Source organism: Rhizobium sp. CBN3 (assembly GCF_030518245.1).
GTDB classification, from domain to species: domain Bacteria; phylum Pseudomonadota; class Alphaproteobacteria; order Rhizobiales; family Rhizobiaceae; genus Rhizobium; species Rhizobium aethiopicum_A.
The window spans coordinates 24674-48234 of sequence record NZ_JAULSE010000014.1; the positions used below are offsets into that span (position 1 = coordinate 24674).

Annotated in this window: 22 protein-coding genes; 21 read left to right on the top strand and 1 reads right to left on the bottom strand. The window is 60.9% G+C overall.

Going from position 1 to position 23561, the window contains the following annotated elements:
• Positions 1-2: 2 nt before the first annotated feature.
• From QWJ46_RS20695 to QWJ46_RS20795, 21 genes are all read left to right on the top strand, one after another.
• Positions 3-605: an NADH-quinone oxidoreductase subunit C gene (locus QWJ46_RS20695; RefSeq protein WP_302753408.1), complete on the top strand. Its 603-nt coding sequence runs from the start codon at positions 3-5 to the stop codon at positions 603-605.
• 64 nt (positions 606-669) lie between these two features.
• Positions 670-1860: an NADH-quinone oxidoreductase subunit D gene (locus QWJ46_RS20700; protein WP_097598371.1), complete on the top strand. Its 1191-nt coding sequence runs from the start codon at positions 670-672 to the stop codon at positions 1858-1860.
• Positions 1860-2132, top strand: coding sequence for a hypothetical protein (locus QWJ46_RS20705; protein ID WP_302753409.1), 273 nt, complete (start codon positions 1860-1862; stop codon positions 2130-2132). Before QWJ46_RS20700 ends, QWJ46_RS20705 begins: the two co-directional genes overlap by 1 nt.
• 16 nt (positions 2133-2148) lie before the next feature.
• Positions 2149-3312, top strand: a complete 1164-nt coding sequence (locus QWJ46_RS20710; protein WP_302753411.1) for an NADH-quinone oxidoreductase subunit E — start codon at positions 2149-2151, stop codon at positions 3310-3312.
• 10 nt (positions 3313-3322) lie between these two features.
• Positions 3323-4627, top strand: coding sequence for an NADH-quinone oxidoreductase subunit NuoF (gene nuoF / locus QWJ46_RS20715; protein ID WP_302753412.1), 1305 nt, complete (start codon positions 3323-3325; stop codon positions 4625-4627).
• A gap of 2 nt (positions 4628-4629) precedes the next feature.
• Positions 4630-5313 carry a 5' DNA nuclease gene (locus QWJ46_RS20720; protein WP_302753414.1) on the top strand — a complete coding sequence of 228 codons (684 nt, stop codon included), beginning with the start codon at positions 4630-4632 and terminating at the stop codon, positions 5311-5313.
• A 222-nt stretch (positions 5314-5535) separates the two neighbouring features.
• Positions 5536-7617, top strand: a complete 2082-nt coding sequence (nuoG, locus tag QWJ46_RS20725) for an NADH-quinone oxidoreductase subunit NuoG (RefSeq protein WP_302753416.1) — start codon at positions 5536-5538, stop codon at positions 7615-7617.
• 12 nt (positions 7618-7629) lie between these two features.
• Positions 7630-8673: an NADH-quinone oxidoreductase subunit NuoH gene (gene nuoH / locus QWJ46_RS20730; RefSeq protein ID WP_302753418.1), complete on the top strand. Its 1044-nt coding sequence runs from the start codon at positions 7630-7632 to the stop codon at positions 8671-8673.
• A gap of 40 nt (positions 8674-8713) precedes the next feature.
• Positions 8714-9205 (top strand): NADH-quinone oxidoreductase subunit NuoI, encoded by a 492-nt coding sequence (gene nuoI, locus QWJ46_RS20735; RefSeq protein WP_004680064.1) that lies wholly within the window; start codon positions 8714-8716, stop codon positions 9203-9205.
• Positions 9206-9346: 141 nt separating this feature from the next.
• Entirely contained in the window at positions 9347-9961 is a 615-nt protein-coding gene (locus tag QWJ46_RS20740; RefSeq protein WP_302753420.1) for an NADH-quinone oxidoreductase subunit J, read from the top strand.
• A 23-nt stretch (positions 9962-9984) separates the two neighbouring features.
• Entirely contained in the window at positions 9985-10293 is a 309-nt protein-coding gene (gene nuoK, locus QWJ46_RS20745; RefSeq protein ID WP_003587269.1) for an NADH-quinone oxidoreductase subunit NuoK, read from the top strand.
• Between the two features lie 7 nt (positions 10294-10300).
• Complete coding sequence (gene nuoL, locus QWJ46_RS20750) at positions 10301-12301, top strand: NADH-quinone oxidoreductase subunit L (protein ID WP_302753423.1); 2001 nt, start codon at positions 10301-10303, stop codon at positions 12299-12301.
• A complete protein-coding gene (locus QWJ46_RS20755; RefSeq protein WP_302753424.1) occupies positions 12301-13812 on the top strand; it encodes an NADH-quinone oxidoreductase subunit M in 1512 nt (503 codons plus the stop codon). The genes nuoL and QWJ46_RS20755 overlap by 1 nt, the downstream gene beginning before the upstream one ends.
• Before the next feature lie 18 nt (positions 13813-13830).
• Positions 13831-15276, top strand: coding sequence for an NADH-quinone oxidoreductase subunit NuoN (nuoN, locus tag QWJ46_RS20760; protein ID WP_302753426.1), 1446 nt, complete (start codon positions 13831-13833; stop codon positions 15274-15276).
• Positions 15276-16040, top strand: a complete 765-nt coding sequence (locus tag QWJ46_RS20765) for a biotin--[acetyl-CoA-carboxylase] ligase (protein ID WP_302753428.1) — start codon at positions 15276-15278, stop codon at positions 16038-16040. Before nuoN ends, QWJ46_RS20765 begins: the two co-directional genes overlap by 1 nt.
• A 17-nt stretch (positions 16041-16057) precedes the next feature.
• Complete coding sequence (locus QWJ46_RS20770; RefSeq protein WP_302753430.1) at positions 16058-17728, top strand: ribonuclease J; 1671 nt, start codon at positions 16058-16060, stop codon at positions 17726-17728.
• Positions 17729-17730: 2 nt separating this feature from the next.
• The gene (gene mce, locus QWJ46_RS20775; RefSeq protein WP_184452942.1) at positions 17731-18135 is read left to right on the top strand and encodes a methylmalonyl-CoA epimerase; all 405 of its coding nucleotides are present in this window, start codon (positions 17731-17733) and stop codon (positions 18133-18135) included.
• A gap of 154 nt (positions 18136-18289) precedes the next feature.
• Positions 18290-18565, top strand: a complete 276-nt coding sequence (locus QWJ46_RS20780; protein WP_184452940.1) for a DUF1467 family protein — start codon at positions 18290-18292, stop codon at positions 18563-18565.
• A gap of 588 nt (positions 18566-19153) precedes the next feature.
• Complete coding sequence (gene proS, locus QWJ46_RS20785) at positions 19154-20476, top strand: proline--tRNA ligase (protein WP_302753432.1); 1323 nt, start codon at positions 19154-19156, stop codon at positions 20474-20476.
• 15 nt (positions 20477-20491) lie between these two features.
• Complete coding sequence (locus tag QWJ46_RS20790) at positions 20492-21796, top strand: lipoprotein-releasing ABC transporter permease subunit (RefSeq protein ID WP_302753434.1); 1305 nt, start codon at positions 20492-20494, stop codon at positions 21794-21796.
• A gap of 14 nt (positions 21797-21810) precedes the next feature.
• The gene (locus QWJ46_RS20795; RefSeq protein WP_302753436.1) at positions 21811-22494 is read left to right on the top strand and encodes an ABC transporter ATP-binding protein; all 684 of its coding nucleotides are present in this window, start codon (positions 21811-21813) and stop codon (positions 22492-22494) included.
• Positions 22495-22667: 173 nt separating this feature from the next.
• Here QWJ46_RS20795 and QWJ46_RS20800 read toward each other — a convergent pair whose 3' ends face one another.
• A complete protein-coding gene (locus tag QWJ46_RS20800) occupies positions 22668-23132 on the bottom strand; it encodes a DUF5680 domain-containing protein (protein ID WP_302753438.1) in 465 nt (154 codons plus the stop codon).
• Positions 23133-23561 lie beyond the last annotated feature (429 nt).

The window sequence follows — 23561 nt, forward strand, 5'->3', positions numbered from 1 at the left end:
ATATGAGTGAAGCCCTGACTGAGCTTGCCTCCTATCTTGGCGAAGCGCGCGGCAACCTGATCGCCGCTTCGCAGATGAAGTATGGCGAGCTGACGCTGACGGCGACGGGTGAAAACCTGATCGCGCTCCTGACCTTCCTGCGTGACGACGCCAAATGCGGATTCGTCAACCTGATCGATATTTGCGGCGTCGACTGGCCGCAGCGCGAGCTGCGCTTCGACGTCGTCTATCATCTGCTGTCGCCGAAGAAGAACCTGCGCATCCGCGTCAAGGTCGCGACGGACGAGGATACGCCGGTTCCGTCTGCTTGCCCCATCTATCCCGGCGCCGACTGGTTCGAGCGCGAAACCTGGGACATGTACGGCGTGCTCTTCACCGGCCACCCGGATCTGCGTCGCATCCTCACCGACTACGGTTTCGAAGGTCATCCTTTGCGCAAGGACTTTCCGACGACCGGATTCGTCGAAGTTCGTTACGACGACGCGGCGAAGCGCGTCGTCTACGAGCCCGTGGAACTGAAACAGGAATTCCGCAACTTCGACTTCATGTCGCCCTGGGAGGGAACTGAATATGTTCTCCCCGGCGATGAAAAAGCGAAGCAATAAATTCAAGGCGGCTGGCGGCTTTCGCCGCCACTCATTGGTTATCTGAGAACGCGAGCCCATCGCCATGACAGAACATAACGTCCGCAACTTCAACATCAATTTCGGACCGCAGCATCCGGCGGCGCACGGCGTTCTTCGTCTTGTCCTGGAGCTTGACGGCGAAATTGTGGAGCGAGTCGATCCGCATATCGGCCTCCTGCATCGCGGCACCGAGAAGCTGATCGAGACCAAGACCTATCTGCAGGCGGTGCCCTATTTCGATCGGCTCGATTATGTCGCGCCGATGAACCAGGAGCATGCCTATGCGCTGGCAGTGGAAAAGCTGCTCGGTATCCAGATCCCGATCCGTGGCCAGCTGATCCGCGTTCTCTACTCGGAAATCGGCCGCATCCTCTCGCATCTCCTGAACGTCACGACACAGGCCATGGACGTCGGCGCGCTGACACCGCCGCTCTGGGGCTTCGAAGAGCGTGAAAAGCTGATGGTGTTCTATGAACGCGCCAGCGGCTCGCGCATGCATGCCGCTTATTTCCGTCCGGGCGGCGTCCACCAGGATCTGCCGGAAAAGCTTGTACAGGACATCGGCGACTGGTGCGATCCCTTCCTGAAGGCGCTCGATGACATCGACGACCTGCTGACCGGCAACCGCATCTTCAAGCAGCGCAACGTCGATATCGGCGTCGTCTCGTTGGAAGATTGCTGGGCCTGGGGCTTCTCCGGCGTCATGGTGCGCGGTTCGGGCGCTGCCTGGGACCTGCGTCGCGCCCAGCCATACGAATGTTATTCCGATCTCGAATTCGATATCCCGATCGGCAAGAACGGCGACAATTACGATCGCTACCTGATCCGCATGATCGAGATGCGCCAATCGGTCCGCATCATGAAGCAATGCGTCAACCGCCTGCTCTCGGATGCGAAGACCGGTCCTTTCTCGTCGATCGACGGCAAGGTCGTGCCGCCGAAGCGCGGCGAGATGAAGCGCTCGATGGAAGCGCTGATCCACCATTTCAAGCTCTACACCGAAGGCTACCACGTGCCTGCCGGCGAGGTTTATGCCGCCGTCGAGGCGCCGAAGGGCGAGTTCGGCGTCTATCTCGTCTCCGACGGCTCGAACAAGCCGTATCGCTGCAAGATTCGCGCTCCGGGTTACGCCCATCTGCAGGCGATGGACTTCATGTGCCGCGGCCACCAGCTTGCCGACGTCGCTGCTGTCCTTGGCTCGCTCGATATCGTCTTCGGCGAGGTGGACCGCTGATGCAGCTTCTGCCGCTGGCCGTCGCAATTCTTCTCTCGGCGTCTGGGGTTTCGGCCCAGGAGGCCGACACCCTCGGCACGCCGCTGGGTCATAAGGAAGTGACGCCGCCGGGGCAGCAATCGTCCATGGGCGAGCTTTTGTCCAAGGGCTATCAGATCAAGGCCGCCGTTCCGAACGGCGGCAAATTCGTCGTATTTATGCAGAAAGACCAGTCGGCCTATGCCTGCGAAATGCAGTCTTTGACCGCGTCGCGGTGTGGAACCCTAAACTGACAAGGCGTGAGGAAGAATGTCCGTTCGTCGATTAGCCGAAGATCAATTTCAGCCTGCCGCATTCGCTTTCAGCGATGAAAATGCGGTCTGGGCGGACAAGACGATCCAGAAATACCCCGCCGGCCGCCAGCAATCGGCGGTCATTCCGCTGCTGATGCGGGCGCAGGAACAGGACGGCTGGGTCACGCGCGCGGCGATCGAAAAGATCGCCGAGATGCTCGACATGGCCTATATCAGAGTGCTCGAGGTCGCGACCTTCTACACGCAGTTCCAGCTGCATCCCGTCGGCACGCGCGCCCACGTCCAGGTCTGCGGCACGACGCCCTGCATGCTGCGCGGTTCGGAAGCGCTGATGTCGGTCTGCAAGAGCAAGATCCACGCGCATCCCTTCGAGCGCAATGCCGAAGGCACGCTCTCCTGGGAAGAGGTCGAATGTCTTGGCGCCTGCGTCAACGCCCCGATGGTGATGATCGGCAAGGACACGTACGAAGACCTGACGCCGGAGCGCCTCGAAGAGATCATCGACACCTTTGCCGCCGGCAATGGCGCGAGCATCAAGCCGGGCACCCAGATCGATCGGATATTCTCAGCACCTGAAGGCGGCCCGACGTCGCTGACGACGGAAGAGCCGAAGGCAAGGACACGCGCCAAGAAGACCGATGCCGAAGCCGTGTCGGTGCCGGCCGACGGCGCCCCGATCCCGCCCTCCGAGGCCGGCCGCCCGAAGAGCACCGATGCCGAGACCAATGCGACCTTGAAGACGCCGGCAACGGCGCCGAAGGCAGCTGCGAAAAACGCCAAGGCAGCCGAGCAGCAGCCGGTTTCCGGCACGGCGCCTGCCGAGCCGGCGCCTGCTGCGGCCAAGGCGGAAGCCGCCCCGGCGGCCAAGCCCAGCCTGACCGACAAGAACCGTCCGGCCGGCATCGAGAAGCCCGCCGCACCGGATGATCTGAAAATGATCTCCGGCGTCGGTCCGAAGATCGAGGCGACGTTGAACGAAATCGGCATCTTCACCTTCTCGCAGGTCGCAGGCTGGAAGAAGGTCGAGCGCGAATGGGTCGACGGCTACCTGAACTTCCGCGGCCGCATTGAGCGTGACGACTGGGTCAAGCAGGCCAAGGCGCTCGCCAAGGGCGGCGAAGCGGAATATATCAAGGTCTTCGGCAAGAAGCCGCGGTAAGAGGTGAAGCATGTTACAAGATAAAGACCGCATCTTTACCAACATCTACGGCCTCAAGGACAAGTCCCTGAAAGGCGCGATGAGCCGCGGCCACTGGGATGGCACCAAGCAGATCCTCGAAAAGGGCCGCGACTGGATCATCAACGAGATGAAGGCCTCTGGCCTTCGCGGCCGCGGCGGCGCCGGCTTCCCCACAGGCCTCAAATGGTCCTTCATGCCGAAGGAAAGCGACGGTCGCCCGCATTATCTCGTCGTCAATGCCGACGAATCGGAGCCCGGCACCTGCAAGGACCGCGACATCATGCGCCACGATCCGCACACGCTGATCGAAGGCTGCGTCGTCGCAAGCTTCGCCATGGGCGCCAATGCCGCTTATATCTATGTGCGCGGCGAATATATCCGCGAGCGCGAAGCGCTGCAGGCGGCGATCGATGAATGTTATGATTACGGCCTGCTTGGCAAGAACAACAAGCTCGGCTGGGACATGGACATCTTCGTCCATCACGGCGCCGGCGCCTATATCTGCGGCGAGGAAACCGCGCTGCTCGAGAGCCTCGAGGGCAAGAAGGGCCAGCCGCGCCTGAAGCCGCCGTTCCCCGCCAATATGGGCCTCTACGGCTGCCCGACGACCGTTAACAACGTCGAATCGATCGCTGTCGCGCCGACGATCCTGCGCCGCGGCGCCGGTTGGTTCTCTGCCATCGGTCGTCCGAACAATGTCGGCACCAAGCTTTTCATGCTCTCCGGCCACGTCAACAAGCCGTGCACGGTCGAAGAGGAAATGGGCATCACCTTCCGCGAACTGGTCGACCGCCATGCCGGCGGCATCCGCGGCGGTTGGGACAATCTGCTCGCCGTCATTCCGGGCGGCGCATCCTGCCCGATCGTTCCGGCCAAGGACATCATCGACTGCCCGATGGATTTCGACGGCCTGCGCGGCGTCGGTTCCTCCTTCGGTACGGCCGCCTCGATCGTCATGGACAAGTCCACCGACGTCATCAAGGCGATTGCCCGCATCTCCGCCTTCTTCAAGCATGAGAGCTGCGGCCAGTGCACGCCCTGCCGCGAAGGCACCGGCTGGATGTGGCGCGTGATGGAGCGCATGGCCAAGGGCAATGCCCACAAGCGCGAAATCGACATGCTGTTCCAGGTGACGAAGCAGATCGAAGGCCACACCATATGCGCGCTCGGCGATGCCGCCGCATGGCCGGTGCAGGGCCTGATCCGTAATTTCCGTCCGGAGATCGAAAAGCGCATCGACCAGTATACGGCAAGTGCGCTGGACCACGGCGCGGTTCTGGAGGCGGCTGAATAATCATGACGGACAAGGCATCGAAGATTGGAAAGAAGGAAGAGACCGCCGATTTCGCGGCCGGCTTCGGCCGTCTTGCCGCCGAGATGCTGGAAAACGCGCAGGCAATGCCTGTGCATCCGCTGATGGCGCACCCTGCCGCAGCCTTTGCCGCCGCAACGGCAATCGGTTTCGGCTTCTCGACGCAGATGGCGAGCGCCTTTTTCGGCGCCTTTCAGGGCGCTCTGGAGACCACCGGAAAGCTCGCTGCCGCCCTCGACGACACGCCGCCGAACGAGCCGGCGCCGGAAGTCGATATCCGGCCGGAGAATATCCGCCCGGCCGGCCAGGCTCTCAGCAAACCCGAGGCCGAGAAGCCTGCAGTCGAGCGGAAGGCTGGGCCGACACTGACAGTCGTCAAGGCGGTAAACGAGCCGGTGCCGGCAAGCCAGCCAAAACCGGCCGTGAAGGCAAAGACGGCTCAGCGGGCCGAAAAGGCCGACGATCTCAAACTGATCGCCGGCATCGGCCCGAAGCTGGAGCAGGTGTTGAATGCCAGGGGCATTCGCAGCTTCGCCGAGATCGCCGCCTGGACCGACGAGGATATCGCCCGGCTTGACGGCGAGCTCGGTTTTAACGGCCGCATCGCGCGTGACGACTGGATCAGTCAGGCGAAGGTTCTGGCCGGGCGGGGCCGCAGAAGGAAATGAACTGTCCGGCCGTGCAAACCGGCTGGAGATAGGGCGGATCGGCGAAGGGGCGGGGCCTCACGCTGCAGATGCCGGTGCGGGTTCCGCGTCTGGAACGCGCGACAGACAATTTGGGCGACATCGGCTGCCGGCAGGACGAAAGATCCGGCTCGGCAAAGAGAATGTTGCAAAAACAGGTTTGTTTGCCGTCATCAGGCAAACGGGAAACAGGACTGAGCGACGATGGCAAAACTCAAGATTGACGGCAACGAGATCGAAGTTCCGGATCATTTCACGCTATTGCAGGCGTGTGAGGATGCCGGCGCCGAAGTTCCGCGCTTCTGCTTCCACGAGCGCCTGTCGGTTGCCGGCAACTGCCGCATGTGCCTTGTCGAGGTGAAGGGCGGCCCGCCGAAGCCGCAGGCTTCCTGCGCCATGAGCGTGCGCGACATCCGCGGCGGCCCGAACGGCGAACTGCCCGAGGTCTTCACCAACACGCCGATGGTCAAGAAGGCCCGCGAAGGTGTGATGGAGTTCCTGCTGATCAACCATCCGCTCGATTGCCCGATCTGCGACCAGGGCGGCGAATGCGACCTGCAGGACCAGGCGATGGCCTTCGGCATCGACACCTCGCGCTATCAGGAAGACAAGCGCGCCGTCGAAGACAAGTATATCGGCCCGCTCGTCAAGACGGTGATGAACCGCTGCATCCATTGCACGCGCTGCGTCCGCTTCACCACCGAGGTTGCCGGCATTTCCGAACTCGGCCTGATCGGTCGCGGTGAGGATGCCGAGATCACCACCTATCTCGAACAGGCGATGACCTCCGAACTGCAGGGCAACGTCGTCGACCTCTGCCCGGTCGGCGCGCTCACCTCCAAGCCCTTCGCCTTCACCGCCCGCCCCTGGGAATTGAACAAGACCGAATCGATCGACGTCATGGATGCCGTCGGTTCGGCGATCCGCGTCGACACCCGTGGCCGTGAAGTCATGCGCATCCTGCCGCGTGTCAACGAGGCGATCAACGAAGAGTGGATTTCCGACAAGAGCCGTTTCATCTGGGACGGCCTGAAGACCCAGCGCCTCGACCGGCCTTACGTCCGCCGCGACGGCCGCCTGCAGCCGGCCAGCTGGGCCGAGGCCTTCGCCGCCATCAAGGCTGCTGTCAGCGCCACTTCAGGCGACAAGATCGGCGCGATCGCCGGCGATCTCGCTTCCGTCGAGGAAATGTATGCGCTCTCCGAGCTGGTCAAGTCGCTGGGATCGGCTAATCTCGACTGTCGCCAGGATGGGACGGCACTCGATCCGTCGCTCGGCCGTGCAAGCTACCTCTTCAACCCGACGATTGCAGGCATCGACCAGGCCGACGCGCTGCTGATCATCGGCGCCAATCCGCGTTTCGAGGCGGCTATCCTCAACGCCCGCATCCGCAAGCGCTGGCGCCGCGGCAAGTTCCCGATCGGCGTGATCGGTGAGCCCGGCGAACTGCGCTACAGCTATGACTATCTCGGCGGTGGTCCCGACACGCTGAAGGATCTGGTCGACGGCGGCCATGCCTTTGCTGATGTTCTGAAGAACGCCGCCAAGCCGATGATCATCATCGGCCAGGGCGCGCTGTCGCGCAGCGATGGCGCCGGCGTACTCGCCAGTGCCGCCAAGCTTGCCGGTTCGGTCGGTGCAGTCGTCGACGGCTGGAACGGCTTCGCCGTCCTCCATACCGCCGCTTCGCGTGTCGGCGGCCTCGATCTCGGCTTCGTGCCGGGCGCCAAGGGCGTCAATGCCGCTGAAATGCTGACGACGATGGACGTGCTCTTCCTGCTCGGCGCCGACGAACTCGATTTTACGACCAAGAAAGCCGGACTGACCGTCTATATCGGTTCACATGGCGACAACGGCGCCCATCACGCTGACGTCATCCTGCCGGCCGCCGCCTATACCGAAAAATCCGGCACCTGGGTCAATACCGAAGGCCGCGTCCAGATGGGCAACCGAGCAGGCTTTGCGCCGGGCGATGCCCGTGAGGACTGGGCGATCATTCGTGCCCTGTCCGACGTGCTCGGCAAGAAGCTTCCCTTCGATTCGCTGAGTGAACTGCGTGGCCGGCTCTATGCCGCTTTCCCGCATTTTGCCGCCATCGACGAGATCGCCGAAACCGATAGCGCCCAAATTGCCGCAGTCGCGAAAAAAGCCGGCAAGATGAACAAGTCAGGGTTTGCGTCGCCGGTGAAAGACTTCTATTTGACGAACCCGATAGCGCGTGCCTCGGCTGTCATGGCCGAGTGCTCGGCATTGGCCCGCAACAACTTCAAAGTCGCGGCAGAGTAAGGGCAGGAACTCATGGATTCTTTCTTCTCAACCTATGTCTGGCCGGCGATCATCATGATCGGTCAGTCGCTGCTGCTTCTCGTCTGCCTGCTCGTCTTCATCGCTTACGTGCTGCTTGCCGACCGCAAGATCTGGGCGGCGGTGCAGCTGCGCCGCGGTCCCAACGTCGTCGGTCCCTTCGGCCTGTTCCAGTCCTTCGCCGACCTCCTGAAGTTCGTCTTCAAGGAGCCGATCATTCCGGCCGGCGCCAATAAGGCGGTGTTCCTGCTGGCGCCGCTGGTGACGGTGCTTCTGGCGCTATCGACCTGGGCGGTGGTGCCGCTCGCCGACGGCTGGGTGATCGCCAACATCAATGTCGGTATCCTTTATATCTTTGCGATCTCCTCGCTCGAAGTCTATGGCATCATCATGGGCGGCTGGGCTTCGAACTCGAAATATCCCTTCCTCGGCGCGCTGCGCTCGGCCGCACAGATGGTGTCCTATGAAGTCTCGATCGGCTTCGTCATCGTCACCGTTCTGCTCTGCGTCGGATCGCTCAACCTGACCGATATCGTCAATGCGCAGCACAATGGCGTGGGCACCATGCTCGGCCTGCCGGCGTCGTTCCTCGACTGGCACTGGCTGTCGCTGTTCCCGATGTTCATCGTCTTCTTCATTTCGGCGCTCGCCGAAACGAACCGCCCGCCTTTCGACCTTCCGGAAGCCGAGTCGGAACTCGTTGCCGGCTTCATGGTCGAATACGGCTCCTCGCCATACATGATGTTCATGCTCGGCGAATATGCGGCCGTCTGCCTGATGTGCGCGCTGACGACGATCCTCTTCCTTGGCGGCTGGCTGCCCCCGGTCGATATCTGGATCCTCAACTGGGTTCCCGGCATCATCTGGTTCACGCTGAAGGCCTGCTTGGTGTTCTTCATGTTCGCGATGGTCAAGGCTTTCGTTCCGCGCTACCGCTACGACCAGCTCATGCGCCTCGGCTGGAAGGTCTTCCTGCCGCTGTCGCTCGCCATGGTCATTATCGTTGCATTCGTGCTGAAACTGATGGGATGGGCGTAATGATGCCCGCTCTCGTTTCCGGCAAAATTGGAGGTTGAAGATGGCAAGCTTGTCCAGCTCCATCAACTCACTGTTCCTCAAGGAATTCTTCGGCGCGTTCTTTCTGTCGATGCGCTATTTCTTCCGCCAGAAGGCGACCATCAACTACCCCTTCGAAAAGGGTCCGGTCTCGCCGCGCTTCCGCGGCGAGCATGCGCTGCGCCGTTATCCGAACGGCGAGGAACGCTGCATCGCCTGTAAGCTCTGCGAGGCGATTTGTCCTGCCCAGGCGATCACCATCGAGGCCGGTCCGCGTCGCAACGACGGCACGCGCCGCACCGTGCGCTACGACATCGATATGGTGAAGTGCATCTATTGCGGCTTCTGCCAGGAAGCCTGCCCGGTCGACGCGATCGTCGAAGGTCCGAATTTCGAATTTGCGACGGAAACCCGCGAAGAGCTCTATTTCGACAAGGCACGCCTTCTCGATAATGGAGACCGGTGGGAGCGCGAAATCGCCCGCAATATCGCGATCGACTCGCCGTATCGCTGATTGAGATATGAAATGCCGCGATGGAGCTGCTCGCTCCTGTCGCGGTGAATATGCACAAAAGCTTTGCCGGCGAGAGCCGCGAAGCTTCATCGGGCAGGGAAAACTCCCGGCTGCCCGGGGGAAGATGAAAAAGGCACCAACATGGGTCTGCAGGCTCTATTTTTCTATCTTTTCGCCTTTGTCGCGGTGGCGTCGGCGTTCATGGTCATCTGGGCGAAGAACCCGGTTCACTCGGTTCTGTTTCTGATCCTGGTGTTCTTCAACGCGGCCGGCCTGTTCCTGCTGCTCGGCGCCGAGTTCCTGGCGATGATCCTGCTCGTCGTCTATGTCGGCGCCGTCGCCGTGCTCTTCCTCTTCGTGGTGATGATGCTCGACATCGACTTCACAGAGCTCAGGGCAGGCGTGCTCGAATATGCGCCGATCGGCGGATTGATCGGGATCATCCTGGCGGCCGAGCTGATCGTCGTGATCGGCGGCAGCGTCATCTCGCCTGAAATCGCCAAATCAGTCGCCATGCCGATCCCGGCGCTAAGCGAGCGCACCAATACGGCCGCTCTCGGCGACGTGCTTTACACCAACTACGTCTATTTCTTCCAGATTGCCGGCCTGGTGCTGCTGGTCGCCATGATCGGCGCGATCGTGCTGACGCTGAGGCATCGCACCAACATCAAGCGGCAGAATATTTCCAGGCAGGTTGCCCGCACGCCCGCCACCGCCGTCGAGGTGGTTACGGTCAAGCCGGGGCAGGGCGTCTAAAGGCAGGTCAAGGAACAAAGAACATGGTCATCGGACTTTCCCACTACCTGACGGTCAGCGCCATCCTCTTCACGCTCGGCGTTTTCGGCATCTTCCTGAACCGCAAGAACGTCATCGTCATCCTGATGTCGGTCGAACTGATCCTGCTTGCTGTCAACATCAACATGGTCGCCTTCTCATCATTCCTGAACGACATTGTCGGCCAGGTCTTCGCACTGTTCATTCTGACGGTCGCGGCTGCCGAAGCGGCGATCGGTCTTGCAATTCTCGTTGTCTTCTACCGCAACCGCGGCTCGATCGCGGTCGAAGACGTCAATATGATGAAGGGCTGAGTGGCTCATGTTCCTCTATAAGGCTATTGTCTTTCTTCCCTTGATCGGTGCGATCGTCGCCGGCCTGTTCGGCCGCGCCATCGGCGCCAAGGCTTCGGAATATGTCACCAGCGGCCTGATGATCATCGCCGGCATCCTCTCCTGGATCGTCTTTTTCAACGTCGGCATCGGCCATCTTGAAGGCGGCCCGATCAAGGTCGAGGTGCTGCGCTGGATCCAGTCGGGCGGCATCGACGTCTCCTGGTCGCTGCGCGTGGACACGCTGACCGCAGTCATGCTGATCGTGGTCAACACGGTCTCGACGCTGGTGCATATCTATTCGATCGGCTACATGCATACCGATCCGCATCGCCCGCGCTTCTTTGCCTATCTCTCGCTCTTCACTTTCGCCATGCTGATGCTGGTGACGGCCGACAACCTTGCCCAGATGTTCTTCGGCTGGGAAGGCGTCGGTCTCGCCTCCTATCTGCTGATCGGCTTCTGGTTCAAGAAGCCGTCGGCGACGGCCGCAGCGATGAAGGCTTTCATCGTCAACCGCGTCGGCGACTTCGGCTTCGTGCTCGGCATTGCCGGCGTCTTCGTGCTGTTCGGTTCGATCAACCTCGATACGATCTTCGCCAATGCATCGAACTTCGCCCCGCATGAAGGCGGAGGTGAGGCGAGCGAAGTGATCCTCAACCTCTTCGGCATGCAGCTCGACAAGGCGCATGCGCTGACCGGCATCTGCCTACTGCTGTTCATGGGCGCGATGGGCAAGTCGGCGCAGTTCCTGCTGCACACCTGGCTGCCTGATGCCATGGAAGGCCCGACGCCGGTGTCGGCTCTCATCCATGCCGCCACCATGGTCACCGCCGGCGTCTTCCTCGTCGCCCGCATGTCGCCGCTCTTCGAACTGTCGCCGGACGCTCTGATCGTCGTTACCGTGATCGGCGCGATCACCGCCTTCTTCGCGGCAACCGTCGGCCTGGTGCAGAACGACATCAAGCGCGTCATCGCCTATTCCACCTGCTCGCAGCTCGGCTATATGTTCGTGGCGCTGGGGGTAGGGGCCTATGGCGCGGCGATCTTCCATCTCTTCACCCACGCCTTCTTCAAGGCGCTGCTCTTCCTCTGCGCCGGCTCGGTCATCCATTCCGTCGATGGCGAGCAGGACATGCGCTATATGGGTGGGCTTTGGCCGCACATTAAAGTGACCGGCATCCTGATGATCATCGGCACGCTGGCGATCACCGGCGTCGGCATTCCGTTCACGCCGATCGGCTTTGCCGGCTTCTTCTCCAAGGACGTGATCATCGAGGCGACCTATGCCTCGCATTCGCCGGTCGCGGGCTTTGCCTTCTCGCTTCTGGTCATCGCGGCTCTGTTCACCAGCTTCTATTCCTGGCGCCTGATCTTCATGACCTTCTTCGGCAAGCCGCGCGCTTCGCACGAGGTCATGCACCACGTCCACGAATCGCCGCAGGTCATGCTGGTGCCGCTTTATCTCCTGGCGATCGGCGCGGTGCTGGCGGGTGTGATCTTCGAAGGCCGATTCTACGGCGAGGAATATGCCGAGTTCTGGAAGGGCGCGCTCTTTACCGGCGCCGAGAACGAACTCGTCGAAGAATTCCACCATGTTCCCGCGCTGGTGGGCCTGAGCCCCTTCATCGCCATGCTGATCGGCTTCGTCATCGCCTGGTACATGTATATCCGCTCGCCGCAGACGCCGCGCGTGCTCGCCAAGCAGCACCGGGTTCTCTATCATTTCCTGCTCAACAAGTGGTATTTCGACGAACTCTACGACTTCCTCTTCGTCCGCACGGCAAGGGCCCTTGGCCGCTTCCTGTGGAAGAAGGGTGACGTCGGCGTCATCGATACCTACGGCCCGAACGGTGTAGCCGCCCGCGTCGTCGCCGTCACCGATCGCGTGGTCCGCCTGCAGACCGGTTACCTCTATCACTATGCCTTCGCCATGCTCATCGGCATTGCGGCGCTCGTTACCTGGATGATGCTCGGGAGTTCCTTCTGATGACCGATTGGCCTATTCTTTCAACGGTCACCTTCCTGCCGCTCGCCGGCGTGGTGCTCCTGCTCTTGATGAATGGCGACAGCGAAAGCGGCCGGAGGAACGTGCTGGCGATTTCGCTGTTCACCACCGTCTTCACCTTCATCGTCTCGCTCGTCATCTGGATCGGCTTCGACAATGCCAATCCCGGCTTCCAGATGCTGGAAAAGCTTGACTGGCTCGGCACCGGCATCGGCTATCATGTCGGCGTCGACGGCATCTCCATGCTGTTCGTCATCCTGACGACCTTCCTCATGCCCTTCTGCGTGCTGGCAAGCTGGCTCTCGATCGAGAAGCGCCTGAAGGAATACATGATCGCCTTCCTCATCCTGGAAACGATGATGGTCGGCGTCTTCGTCTCGCTCGATATCGTGCTCTTCTACGTCTTCTTCGAAGCGGGCCTCATCCCGATGTTCCTGATCATCGGCGTCTGGGGCGGAAGAGATCGTGTCTATGCGAGCTACAAGTTCTTCCTCTACACGCTGCTCGGCTCGGTGCTGATGCTGCTCGCCATCATGGCGATGTACTGGCAGGCCGGCACGACCGATATCACCGCGCTGCTCGCCTACAAGTTCCCGCCGGCGCTTCAGACCTGGCTCTGGCTTGCCTTCTTTGCCTCTTTCGCGGTGAAGATGCCGATGTGGCCGGTTCATACATGGCTTCCGGATGCGCACGTTCAGGCGCCGACGGCAGGCTCGGTGATCCTGGCCGGCGTGCTCCTGAAGCTCGGCGGCTACGGTCTCATCCGCTTCTCACTCGGCATGTTCCCGGTCGCCTCCGACTATTTCGCACCGCTCGTCTTCGCCATGTCGGTCATCGCCATCATCTACACCTCGCTGGTGGCGATGATGCAGGATGACATCAAGAAGCTGATCGCCTATTCCTCCGTGGCGCACATGGGCTACGTGACCATGGGCATCTTTGCCGCCAACATGCAGGGTGTTCAGGGGTCGATCTTCCAGATGCTCTCGCACGGCATCGTCTCCGGCGCGCTCTTCCTCTGCGTCGGCGTCGTCTATGACCGTACCCATACCCGCGAGATCACCGCTTACGGCGGCCTCGTCAACAACATGCCGAAATATGCCGTGGCGATGATGGTCTTCACCATGGCCAATGTCGGGCTTCCCGGCACGTCTGGCTTCATTGGCGAATTCCTGACGCTGATCGGCGTCTTCCGGGTCAACACCTGGGTCGCGCTCTTTGCCGCCACCGGCGTCATTCTCTCTGCTGCCTATGCGCTCTGGCTCTATCGCCGGGTGATCTTCGGCGCGCTGGAGAAGGAAAAGCTGAAGGCGCTGCTCGATCTTTCGAGACGCGAACAGCTGATCCTCTATCCGCTGGTCGCGCTGACGATCTTCTTCGGCGTTTATCCGGCTCCGGTCTTCGATGCGACGGCCGCCTCGGTGGATCTGCTGGTCAACAACTACACGGCCGCCGTGCACGCAGCGCAGAACGTTGCGCTGTCTATGAAATGATGACGGGACTTATCGGACATGACCGCTGAAACAATTCTCCTCAGTCTGCATCTTTCCGCGCCGGAGCTCATCCTCGCGGTTGGCGCCCTGGTCCTGTTGATGGTCGGCGTCTTCTCAGGCGAGCGGTCGGGCCTTGTCGTGACCGGCCTCGCCATCGTCCTGCTGCTCGCATCCGGCCTGTGGCTGCTCTTCGTGCCGGCGGAAGGCCTCGCCTTCGGCGGCGTCTACATGGCTGACGGCTTCTCGCGCTTTATGAAGCTGGTGGCGCTCATCGGTTCGCTGGTCGCCCTGTTCATGACGATGGGGCATGCCCGCGAAAATCAGCTCGACAAGTTCGAGTTCCCGGTTCTGCTGGTGCTTGCGACCCTCGGCATCCTGCTGATGATCTCGGCCAACGACCTGATTTCGCTCTATCTTGCGCTGGAACTGCAGTCGCTGGCGCTTTATGTCGTCGCCGCGATCAACCGCGACAGCCTGAAGTCGACCGAAGCCGGCCTGAAATATTTCGTGCTCGGCGCGCTGTCCTCCGGCATGCTGCTTTACGGCATGTCGCTGGTCTACGGCTTCACCGGCCACACCCATTTCGCCGAGATTGCCCAGGCGCTTTCGGTTGAGGGCGCACGTTCGCTCGGCCTCGTCTTCGGCCTGGTCTTCATCCTCGCCGGCATCGCCTTCAAGATCTCGGCCGTTCCCTTCCACATGTGGACGCCTGATGTTTATGAAGGCGCGCCGACGCCGGTCACCGCCTTCCTTGCCGCAGCCCCTAAGGTTGCCGCCATGGCGATGATGACACGCATGGTCATCACCGCCTTCCAGCCGGTTCTGGCCGACTGGCAGCAGGTCGTCGTCTTCATCTCGATCGCCTCGATGCTGCTCGGCTCGTTCGCCGCGATCGGCCAGAAGAACATCAAGCGACTGATGGCCTATTCCTCGATCGGCCACATGGGTTATGCTCTGGTCGGCCTTGCCGCCGGCAACCAGACCGGTGTTTCCGGCGTCATGCTTTACATGGTCATTTACATGATCATGACGCTTGGCACCTTCGCGATCATCATGTCGATGCGCCGCAAGGACGGCACAATGGTCGAGAATGTCAACGATCTCGCCGGCCTGTCTACCACGAACCCGTTCATGGCTGTGGTGCTGACGGCGCTGATGTTCTCGCTCGCGGGCATTCCGCCGCTCGCCGGTTTCTTCGCCAAGTACTTCGTCTTTGTTGCAGCGATCGAAGCCAAGCTTTATGCGCTTGCCATCATCGGCGTTCTCGCCTCGGTCGTCGGCGCTTACTATTATCTGCGCGTCATCAAGCTGATGTGGTTCGATGAGGCGACCGGCGAATTCGCCCGTGTCTCTTCTTCCCTGCGGCTGGTCTTCGGTCTCTCCGGTCTCTTCGTCACCGCCTATGTCCTCATCGGCGGCCCGATCGGCGGCGCGGCAGAGCTTGCCGCCGCGACGCTCTTCTGATGGCCTCCGACGGACGACGCCGGATATCGCTCGGCGATATCAGGCATGAGGCTCTGTCGGAAACATCGTCCACCAATAGCGAATGCCTCGCCCGAGCCCGGGCGGGCGATCCCGGCAATCTCTGGGTGACGGCCGAGAGGCAGACCGGCGGCCGCGGCCGTCGCGGCAGGCTTTGGGTTTCCGAACGCGGCAATCTCTACGCATCTCTTCTGCTGATCGACCCGGCGCCGATGGAGCGCCTCGGCTCGCTGCCGCTGGCGGTTGCCGTTGCCGTTCATCAGGCCATCCGCAGGGTACTGCCGCCTGGGGGCGAACCGCTTGAGGTCAAATGGCCGAACGATATTCTCATCGGCCGAAAGAAGACCTGCGGCATCCTGGTCGAAGGCGAAGGGCTGCCGGATGGCCGTTATGCGCTGATCGTCGGCATCGGCATCAATGTCTCGGTCATGCCAGACAATCCGCTCTATCCCGTCACCTGCCTGCGCCAGCATGCGAGCGCGGCTTCGCCGGAGGAACTCTTCGCTCATCTCTTCGCGGCGATGGCGGATGTGCTCGAAATATGGGATCAGGGTCGCGGCATTGCCGAGATCACCGCCCGCTGGCGCGCCATCGCCTGTGGCATCGGCGAAAAGATCACGGTCAATTTACCGGACCGGTCGATTTCCGGACAATTCGCCGGGATTGATGATAATGGCTTGTTGATGCTCGATACCGGCGCCGGCAGGATCATGTCCATTGCCGCCGGTGATGTGTTTTTTGGATAGCGGAAAAAACGAAAATTATGGCGAAACAGGACGAATTGGTATTCCTGCCTTTGGGTGGCGTTGGCGAGATCGGTATGAATCTCGCTCTTTATGGCTACGGCCCGCCCGAGCATCGCCAGTGGATCATGGTCGATTGCGGCGTCACTTTTCCTGGCCCTGACCTGCCGGGCGTCGACCTCGTGCTGCCCGATATCCGCTTCCTCGCCAGTGAGCGTAAAAACCTCAAGGCGATCATCATCACCCATGCCCATGAAGACCATTACGGGGCGCTTGCCGACCTCTGGCCAGGTCTCAATGTTCCGGTTTTCGCCTCGGCATTTACATCGGGCTTGCTCGAAGCCAAACGCAATTTCGAGAAGGCGACGATCGGCGAAGTGCCGGTGACGCCGTTCAAGGCGGGTGATACGATCAATGTCGGCCCCTTCAGTATCGAAGGTGTGGCCGTCAACCATTCGATCCCCGAGCCGATGTCGCTGATGATCCGCACGCCGGCCGGCAACGTCATCCATACTGGTGACTGGAAGATCGATCACGAGCCTTCGCTCGGGCCTCTGACCGATGAGACTCGCTTTCGTCAGCTTGGCGACGAGGGCGTGCTGGCGCTGATGTGCGATTCCACCAATGCGCTTCGCGACGGTGTTTCACCCTCCGAGAAGGATGTGTCGGAAAGCCTGCGCAAGATCATCGAGGATGCCGAGGGGCGGGTGGCGATCACCACCTTCTCATCGAATGTTGGGCGTATTCGCACCGTAGCCGAGGCTGCCGAGGCGGCAGGGCGAGAGGTGCTGCTGCTCGGCAGCTCGCTGAAGCGCGTCGTCGATGTCGCTAGCGATATCGGACTGATGGAAGGCGTCAAACCTTTCATCTCCGAGGAGGAGTACGGCTATATCCCGCGCGACAAGGTCGTCGTCATCCTGACCGGCAGCCAGGGCGAAGCGCGGGCAGCTCTTGCCAAGCTCTCCCGTGACGAGATGCGCAACGTGGCCTTTGCGGCAGGCGATATTGTCGTCTTTTCCTCGCGTGCCATTCCCGGCAACGAGAAGGCGATCCAGGATATCAAGAACGGCCTCGTCGAACAGGGCGTGCATATCATCACCGATACCGAGGCACTCGTCCACGTCTCCGGCCATCCGCGCCGCAACGAGTTGCAGAGGATGTATGAGTGGACCCGGCCGAAAATCGTCGTGCCGGTGCATGGCGAGGCGACGCATCTGACGGCGCATAAGGAGCTGGCCGAGCAATCCGGCATCGCGATCGTGCCGCGGGTGCGCAATGGCGACATCCTGCGGCTGGCGCCAGGTCCGGTCGAGGTGATCGGCGAAGCGCCGCATGGCCGGATCTACAAGGACGGCCTGCTGATCGGCGATTTCGACGAAATGGGGATCGGCGAGCGCAAGAAACTCTCCTATGTCGGCCATGTCGCGGTCAACGTCGTGCTCGACGCGCGGTATGATATTCTCGGCGATCCCGATCTCGTCTCGATCGGCCTGCCGGTTTATGATGACGAAGGCGAGGAGATGGAAGACACGCTCTACGATGCGGCGATCAGCGCCATCGAAAGCATTCCGCGCGCCCGCCGCAAGGATATCGACATGCTGCAGGAGGCCGTGCGCCGTGCCATCCGCGCGGCCGCAAATCACGCCTGGGGCAAAAAGCCCCTTGTCACCGCCTTCGTCACCAAGGTCTGACCATGCTTGGCCGGGTAAACCACATCGCCATCGCTGTCCCCGACCTCGCATCGGCGACGGCCGCCTACCGCGACACGCTGGGGGCCGCCGTATCGCAGCCGCAGCCTCTGCCGGAACACGGGGTCACCGTCGTCTTCGTCGAATTGCCGAACACCAAGGTCGAATTGCTGCAGCCGCTCGGGCAGGACTCGCCGATCGCAGCCTTCCTCGAAAAGAACCCGTCCGGCGGCATGCATCATATCTGTTACGAGGTGGACGATATCATCCTCGCCCGTGACCGGCTGGTCGCCGCCGGCGCGCGGGTGCTTGGCGATATCAAGCCGAAGACCGGCGCGCATGGCAAGCCGGTGCTCTTTCTGCACCCCAAGGATTTCTTCGGCACGCTGATCGAACTCGAACAAGCCTAAACCAAATACAATCGGCACTGCGGCAGAGTGACCGGCAGGCGGCGAAATCTGTCGTTCGCTTTGAATTGGACGCTATTTCGCCGTACAAGTGCGCCAGCTCCAAGCGGCACTGCGCTTCACGCGTTCTGTCGGCATGACACCACCGGGAAAGATAATGCTCCAGACCTTCCTTCAGGGATTCGCCGTCTACTTCATCATCTGGTGGATGACGCTGTTCGCCGTTCTGCCGATCGGCCTGCGCACCCAGGCGGACGACAACGATATCGTGCTCGGCACGGTGCCAAGCGCACCCACCCGCTTTCGTGCCGCCTTCGTCTTTTCGCTGACGACGCTGATCTCGGCGCTGATCTATGGCATCTGGTATGTCTGCGACACCTATTTTGGCTGGGGCTTTGACGCCCTTCCACAACTCGGGCCTAGCTTCTATTGAGATAGCTTTTGCTCAAACTTTGAGCATATGCAAATCTTATCATGGAAATCCAGCTCGCATATTGGCGTGTGGTGTTGCGTCAGAGAGCTCGCCTAACGGAATGAGAGGACACACCTTACGGAAGCCGTCTGGAGTTTGAACGGGAGGAGAGGGCAAAAAACCAAAAAAAAACAAGGCTAAAAGCCTTGTTTTAAGTATCGCGTGATCTGTAACCGTTGCCGGGGCTGCGACGAGCGCGCCTAAGATCTGATCCTCCCAAGACTTGACCGCGAAATGGCAAGAATTAACTTCCTTGCCTGTTTTGTGAGCTAAAGCTAGCTCAAACATTGGGCTTTGTCATTAGCTTTTTTTGCATTTTTGCTACACACCAGCAAAATTTTTCTGTTGACAAGATTTTCGTTCAAGTCCTTATAAACACGCGCTTTTTCACGCCCTTTCATTTTGCGGGTGCGAACTAGCGTGTCCGGGAGGCGACCGACAGCAGTTGCGGGTTTCCTTCCCCCCGCGAAGCGGCTATGAACGCTCCCACATTCACAATGTATCTTCGATTCCGCTCGCCTGCGGGATCTCAACTGCTCCGGAATCGCCATGCGTCTGTCTCGCTACTTCATGCCCATCCTTAAGGAAAACCCCAAGGAGGCGGAAATCGTCTCTCATCGGTTGATGCTGCGCGCCGGCATGATCCGCCAGCAGTCTCAGGGCATCTATTCCTGGTTGCCGCTCGGCAAGCGAGTGCTTGACAAGGTCAACGCCATCATCCGCGAGGAGCAGAACCGCGCCGGCGCCATCGAGCTTTCGATGCCGACCCTGCAGTCGGCCGAGCTGTGGCAGGAAAGCGGCCGTTATGATGCCTATGGCAAGGAGATGCTGCGCATCAAGGATCGCCAGGACCGGCCGATGCTCTATGGTCCCACCAACGAGGAGATGGTGACGGACATTTTCCGCTCCTCGGTGAAATCCTACAAGGATTTGCCGCTCAACCTCTATCACATCCAGCTGAAATTCCGCGATGAGATCCGGCCGCGCTTCGGTACCATGCGGTCGCGCGAATTCATGATGAAGGACGCTTATTCCTTCGATCTGACGCGCGAAGGGGCGGAGCATTCCTATAATAAGATGTTCGCCGCCTATTTGAGAACGTTCGATCGCCTCGGCTTGCGCGCCATCCCGATGCGTGCCGATACCGGCCCGATCGGCGGCAATCTCAGCCATGAATTCATCATCCTCGCCGACACCGGCGAATCCGAGGTCTTCTGCCACAAGGACTTCGTCGGTTTCGATATTCCCGGCGAAAACACCGATTTCGACAGCGTCGACGGCCTGAAGGCGATCTTCGACAAGTGGACCTCGCTCTATGCGGCCACCTCGGAAATGCACGATGAGGCTGCCTTTGACGCCGTCCCGGAAGCCGAGCGCCTTTCCGCCCGCGGCATCGAGGTTGGCCATATCTTCTACTTCGGCACGAAATATTCCGAGCCGATGGGCGCGAAAGTGCAGGGCCCCGATGGCAAGGAACATTTCGTCCACATGGGTTCCTACGGTATCGGCCCGACACGCCTTGTTCCCGCCATCATCGAAGCCTCGCATGACGACAACGGAATCATCTGGCCGGCATCGGTCGCACCCTTCGATGTCGTCGTCATCAACATGAAGGTGGGCGATGAGGCCTGCGACGATACTTGCGAGCTGATCTACGCCGCGCTGAAAAAGGCCGGGAAGGATGTGCTCTATGACGATTCCGACGACCGGGCCGGCACGAAATTCGCGACCGCCGACCTGATCGGCGTACCTGTCCAGATCATCGCCGGCCCGCGTGCGGTCGCGAACGGCGAGGTCGAAGTGAAGGACCGCAAGACCGGCGCCCGTGAAACGATGACCATCGAAGCGGCGATCAACAGGTTCGTGGCTTAAGGAAACGGAGGCGAAATGGCAGAGGCAGCAGTGGACCGGAGTTCAAAATCCGGCTTGGGTCCGGCTGGCAAGCCATTTTCCACCTTTGAGCGCCTCGTGGCGTGGCGTTATCTGCGCGCCCGCCGCAAGGAGGCCTTCATTTCGGTGATCGCCGGCTTCTCCTTTGTCGGCATCATGCTCGGCGTTGCGACGCTGATCATCGTCATGGCCGTCATGAACGGCTTTCGCACCGAACTCGTCTCGCGCATCCTCGGCATCAACGGTCATATGATCGTGCAGCCGGTCGACGGCCCCTTCACCGATTATGCCGACCTCACCAGCAGGTTCGCCGCCGTGCCCGGCGTCAAGATGGCGTTGCCCTTGGTGGAAGGCCAGGTGCTTGCCTCCGCCCAGGCCGGCGGCAGCACCGGCGCTTTGGTGCGTGGCGTCCGCGCTGAAGACCTGACCAAGCTCAAAGCGATCTCTAATAACATCAAGTCCGGCGACATGGTGGGCTTTGCCTCGGGTGAAGGCGTGCTGATCGGCACCCGCATGGCCGATCAGTTGGGTCTGCGCGTCGGCGATCTCATCACCCTGACCTCGCCGGAAGGCGACATCACACCGATGGGCGTCAATCCGCGAGTCAAATCCTACAAGATCTCCGGCCTGTTCGAGATCGGCATGTCGGAATATGACTCGTCGATCATCTTCATGCCGCTCGAGGAAGCGCAGCTTTACTTCAATGCCGCCGGGCTGGTGCAGTCGATCGAGCTCTTCGTCGATCATCCCGATAATATCGACGCCCTGAGGCCGAAGGTGGAAGAGGCGGCCGGCCGCCAGATCAACCTCACCGACTGGCGCCAGCGCAACCAGACCTTCTTCTCCGCACTCCAGGTCGAGCGCAACGTCATGTTCATGATCCTGACGCTGATCGTGCTCGTGGCGGCGCTCAACATCATCTCCGGCCTCATCATGCTGGTGAAGGACAAGGGCAGCGATATCGCCATCCTGCGCACCATGGGAGCCAGCGCCGGCGCCATCATGCGCATCTTCTTCATGACCGGGGCGGCGATCGGTATCGTCGGCACCCTTGCCGGCGTGCTGCTCGGCGTTCTCGTCTGCGTGAATATCGAATCCATTCGCCAGTTCTTCTCCTGGATCTCCGGCACCGTGATTTTCAATCCGCAGGTCTATTTCCTCAGCCAGCTGCCGGCCGAGATGGATATCAGCGAAACGATCTCGGTGGTCGTCATGGCGCTCAGCCTCTCCTTCATCGCCACCATCTTCCCGGCATGGCGCGCCTCCAGGCTCGATCCGGTGCAGGCCCTGCGCTACGAATAAGGAATGCCGCATTCATGAATCGAAACGTCGTCCTCAATCTTACCGGCGTCGAGCGCCATTACGGGCAGGGCGATACGCTGCTCACGATCCTGAAGGGAGCGGATTTTTCGCTGTCGAAAGGGGAGATCGTCGCCCTTGTCGCCCCCTCCGGCACCGGCAAGTCGACGCTGCTGCATGTCGCCGGCCTGCTCGAGCATCCCGACGGCGGCGAGGTTACCATCAACGGTCATGCCTGCGATGGCCTTTCCGATGAGAAGCGCACGGCGATTCGCCGCCGCGAGATCGGCTTCGTCTATCAATTCCACCATCTCCTGCCGGAATTTTCGGCGCTTGAGAACATCATGATGCCGCAGCTGATCGCCGGTCTGTCCTGGAAGGAAGCCCAGGAGCGAGCCGGCCAGCTCCTCGACTATATGCGCATCGGCCATCGCGGTTCGCATCGACCGGCCGAGCTTTCAGGCGGCGAACAGCAGCGCGTCGCGATCGCCCGTGCCGTCGCCAATGCGCCGACGCTGCTGCTTGCCGACGAGCCGACCGGCAATCTGGATCCGGAAACGGCAAGTTACGTCTTCGATGCGCTGGAGGCGCTGGTGCGCCAATCCGGCCTTGCTGCCCTCATCGCCACCCACAATCACGAACTCGCCGGCCGCATGGATCGGCGCGTCACGATCTCCGATGGCAAGATTGTGGACTTTTGAGACGGTTGCCCCTCACCCTAACCCTCTCCCCGTAAAACGGGGCGAGGGGACGTGCCCCGCGGGCGGCTGGCGAGAAACGGAGAGGTCGCGGCATGTCCCCTTCGCCCCGCAAGCGGGGAGAAGGTGGCGGCAGCCGGATGAGGGGCTGATCTCGCCGACCTCCTGGTCGGACATCAGGGAATAACCAGCCCGCCGCGATAATCGAGCACATAGGCCTTCCGCCCCTCGACCATGATGCATTCCTGGCCGCTGAAGCTGTCACAGCCGCCGTCGCTGCTATCGACGTAGCGGCCGAACGGATGATCGAATTCCATTCCGCCGAGAAAGCGGCCCTCCCGATACATTGCCGACAGCGCCGCCTTGATCACCGTTCCGGCGGCTCTGCCGTCGATGAGATCGGACGCGACGACGCAGCCGAAATAATTCATCGCCCAGACGGGTTCGCCGGCAAACCAAACCACCTCCTGTCCGGCGAAATCGGTGCCGCCGAAATAGCTGTCGAGATAACGCCAGTCGCCGCTGAAGTAGCCGATATCATGGGCACCCAGCCGGCAGGGCGGGCGAGGCACGCCGCCGCCGACATAGGTCGCGGCTTTCGCCTCTACGATGAAGTCGCTCAGCATTGCGGTGTCGATCATTATCATCTTCCTCCCAGCCTCACTGATACGGTAGCAGAACACGGAGAACAAAAGAAGAACAGAAGAGCGAGCATTGCTCGATCCCCTTGGGGCAGGTGCATCAGACATCGGATGCGCTGTACGGATCCGTTCGACAGGCGATGCCGAGCCGGTCGCGCAAAGCATGTTCAAAGCCAGCGCCGAGGCGGGGCTCGATTCGCAGCCGGGAATCGGCATTTTTCAAACGCAAGCGCGGAGGAAAAGATTCCTGTTGACATAGGAACATAGATGGAACAAATTGAAAACATAACGAGTAAAGGAGAGCCAGATGACTGACATGATCCGTGATATCGCAGCATTCACCTCCATCGCAATGTTCGTTGCCAGCTTCTCGCTTATCGTCATCGCGATCTAAAGTTTTCAGGGGATCGCATGGCAGTCATGCGGTTC

What these genes read in the sequence shown, in the direction of transcription:
- QWJ46_RS20765 (WP_302753428.1), top strand. Translation starts at nt 15,276, where the DNA reads ATGGCCTCCGACGGACGACGCCGGATATCGCTCGGCGATATCAGGCAT.
- nuoG (WP_302753416.1), top strand. Translation starts at nt 5,536, where the DNA reads ATGGCAAAACTCAAGATTGACGGCAACGAGATCGAAGTTCCGGATCAT.
- nuoL (WP_302753423.1), top strand. Translation starts at nt 10,301, where the DNA reads ATGTTCCTCTATAAGGCTATTGTCTTTCTTCCCTTGATCGGTGCGATC.
- QWJ46_RS20705 (WP_302753409.1), top strand. Translation starts at nt 1,860, where the DNA reads ATGCAGCTTCTGCCGCTGGCCGTCGCAATTCTTCTCTCGGCGTCTGGG.
- QWJ46_RS20795 (WP_302753436.1), top strand. Translation starts at nt 21,811, where the DNA reads ATGAATCGAAACGTCGTCCTCAATCTTACCGGCGTCGAGCGCCATTAC.
- QWJ46_RS20790 (WP_302753434.1), top strand. Translation starts at nt 20,492, where the DNA reads ATGGCAGAGGCAGCAGTGGACCGGAGTTCAAAATCCGGCTTGGGTCCG.
- QWJ46_RS20770 (WP_302753430.1), top strand. Translation starts at nt 16,058, where the DNA reads ATGGCGAAACAGGACGAATTGGTATTCCTGCCTTTGGGTGGCGTTGGC.
- mce (WP_184452942.1), top strand. Translation starts at nt 17,731, where the DNA reads ATGCTTGGCCGGGTAAACCACATCGCCATCGCTGTCCCCGACCTCGCA.
- QWJ46_RS20720 (WP_302753414.1), top strand. Translation starts at nt 4,630, where the DNA reads ATGACGGACAAGGCATCGAAGATTGGAAAGAAGGAAGAGACCGCCGAT.
- QWJ46_RS20710 (WP_302753411.1), top strand. Translation starts at nt 2,149, where the DNA reads ATGTCCGTTCGTCGATTAGCCGAAGATCAATTTCAGCCTGCCGCATTC.
- nuoN (WP_302753426.1), top strand. Translation starts at nt 13,831, where the DNA reads ATGACCGCTGAAACAATTCTCCTCAGTCTGCATCTTTCCGCGCCGGAG.
- QWJ46_RS20755 (WP_302753424.1), top strand. Translation starts at nt 12,301, where the DNA reads ATGACCGATTGGCCTATTCTTTCAACGGTCACCTTCCTGCCGCTCGCC.
- nuoF (WP_302753412.1), top strand. Translation starts at nt 3,323, where the DNA reads ATGTTACAAGATAAAGACCGCATCTTTACCAACATCTACGGCCTCAAG.
- nuoK (WP_003587269.1), top strand. Translation starts at nt 9,985, where the DNA reads ATGGTCATCGGACTTTCCCACTACCTGACGGTCAGCGCCATCCTCTTC.
- QWJ46_RS20780 (WP_184452940.1), top strand. Translation starts at nt 18,290, where the DNA reads ATGCTCCAGACCTTCCTTCAGGGATTCGCCGTCTACTTCATCATCTGG.
- proS (WP_302753432.1), top strand. Translation starts at nt 19,154, where the DNA reads ATGCGTCTGTCTCGCTACTTCATGCCCATCCTTAAGGAAAACCCCAAG.
- nuoI (WP_004680064.1), top strand. Translation starts at nt 8,714, where the DNA reads ATGGCAAGCTTGTCCAGCTCCATCAACTCACTGTTCCTCAAGGAATTC.
- QWJ46_RS20700 (WP_097598371.1), top strand. Translation starts at nt 670, where the DNA reads ATGACAGAACATAACGTCCGCAACTTCAACATCAATTTCGGACCGCAG.
- QWJ46_RS20800 (WP_302753438.1), bottom strand. Translation starts at nt 23,132, where the DNA reads ATGATCGACACCGCAATGCTGAGCGACTTCATCGTAGAGGCGAAAGCC.
- QWJ46_RS20695 (WP_302753408.1), top strand. Translation starts at nt 3, where the DNA reads ATGAGTGAAGCCCTGACTGAGCTTGCCTCCTATCTTGGCGAAGCGCGC.
- nuoH (WP_302753418.1), top strand. Translation starts at nt 7,630, where the DNA reads ATGGATTCTTTCTTCTCAACCTATGTCTGGCCGGCGATCATCATGATC.
- QWJ46_RS20740 (WP_302753420.1), top strand. Translation starts at nt 9,347, where the DNA reads ATGGGTCTGCAGGCTCTATTTTTCTATCTTTTCGCCTTTGTCGCGGTG.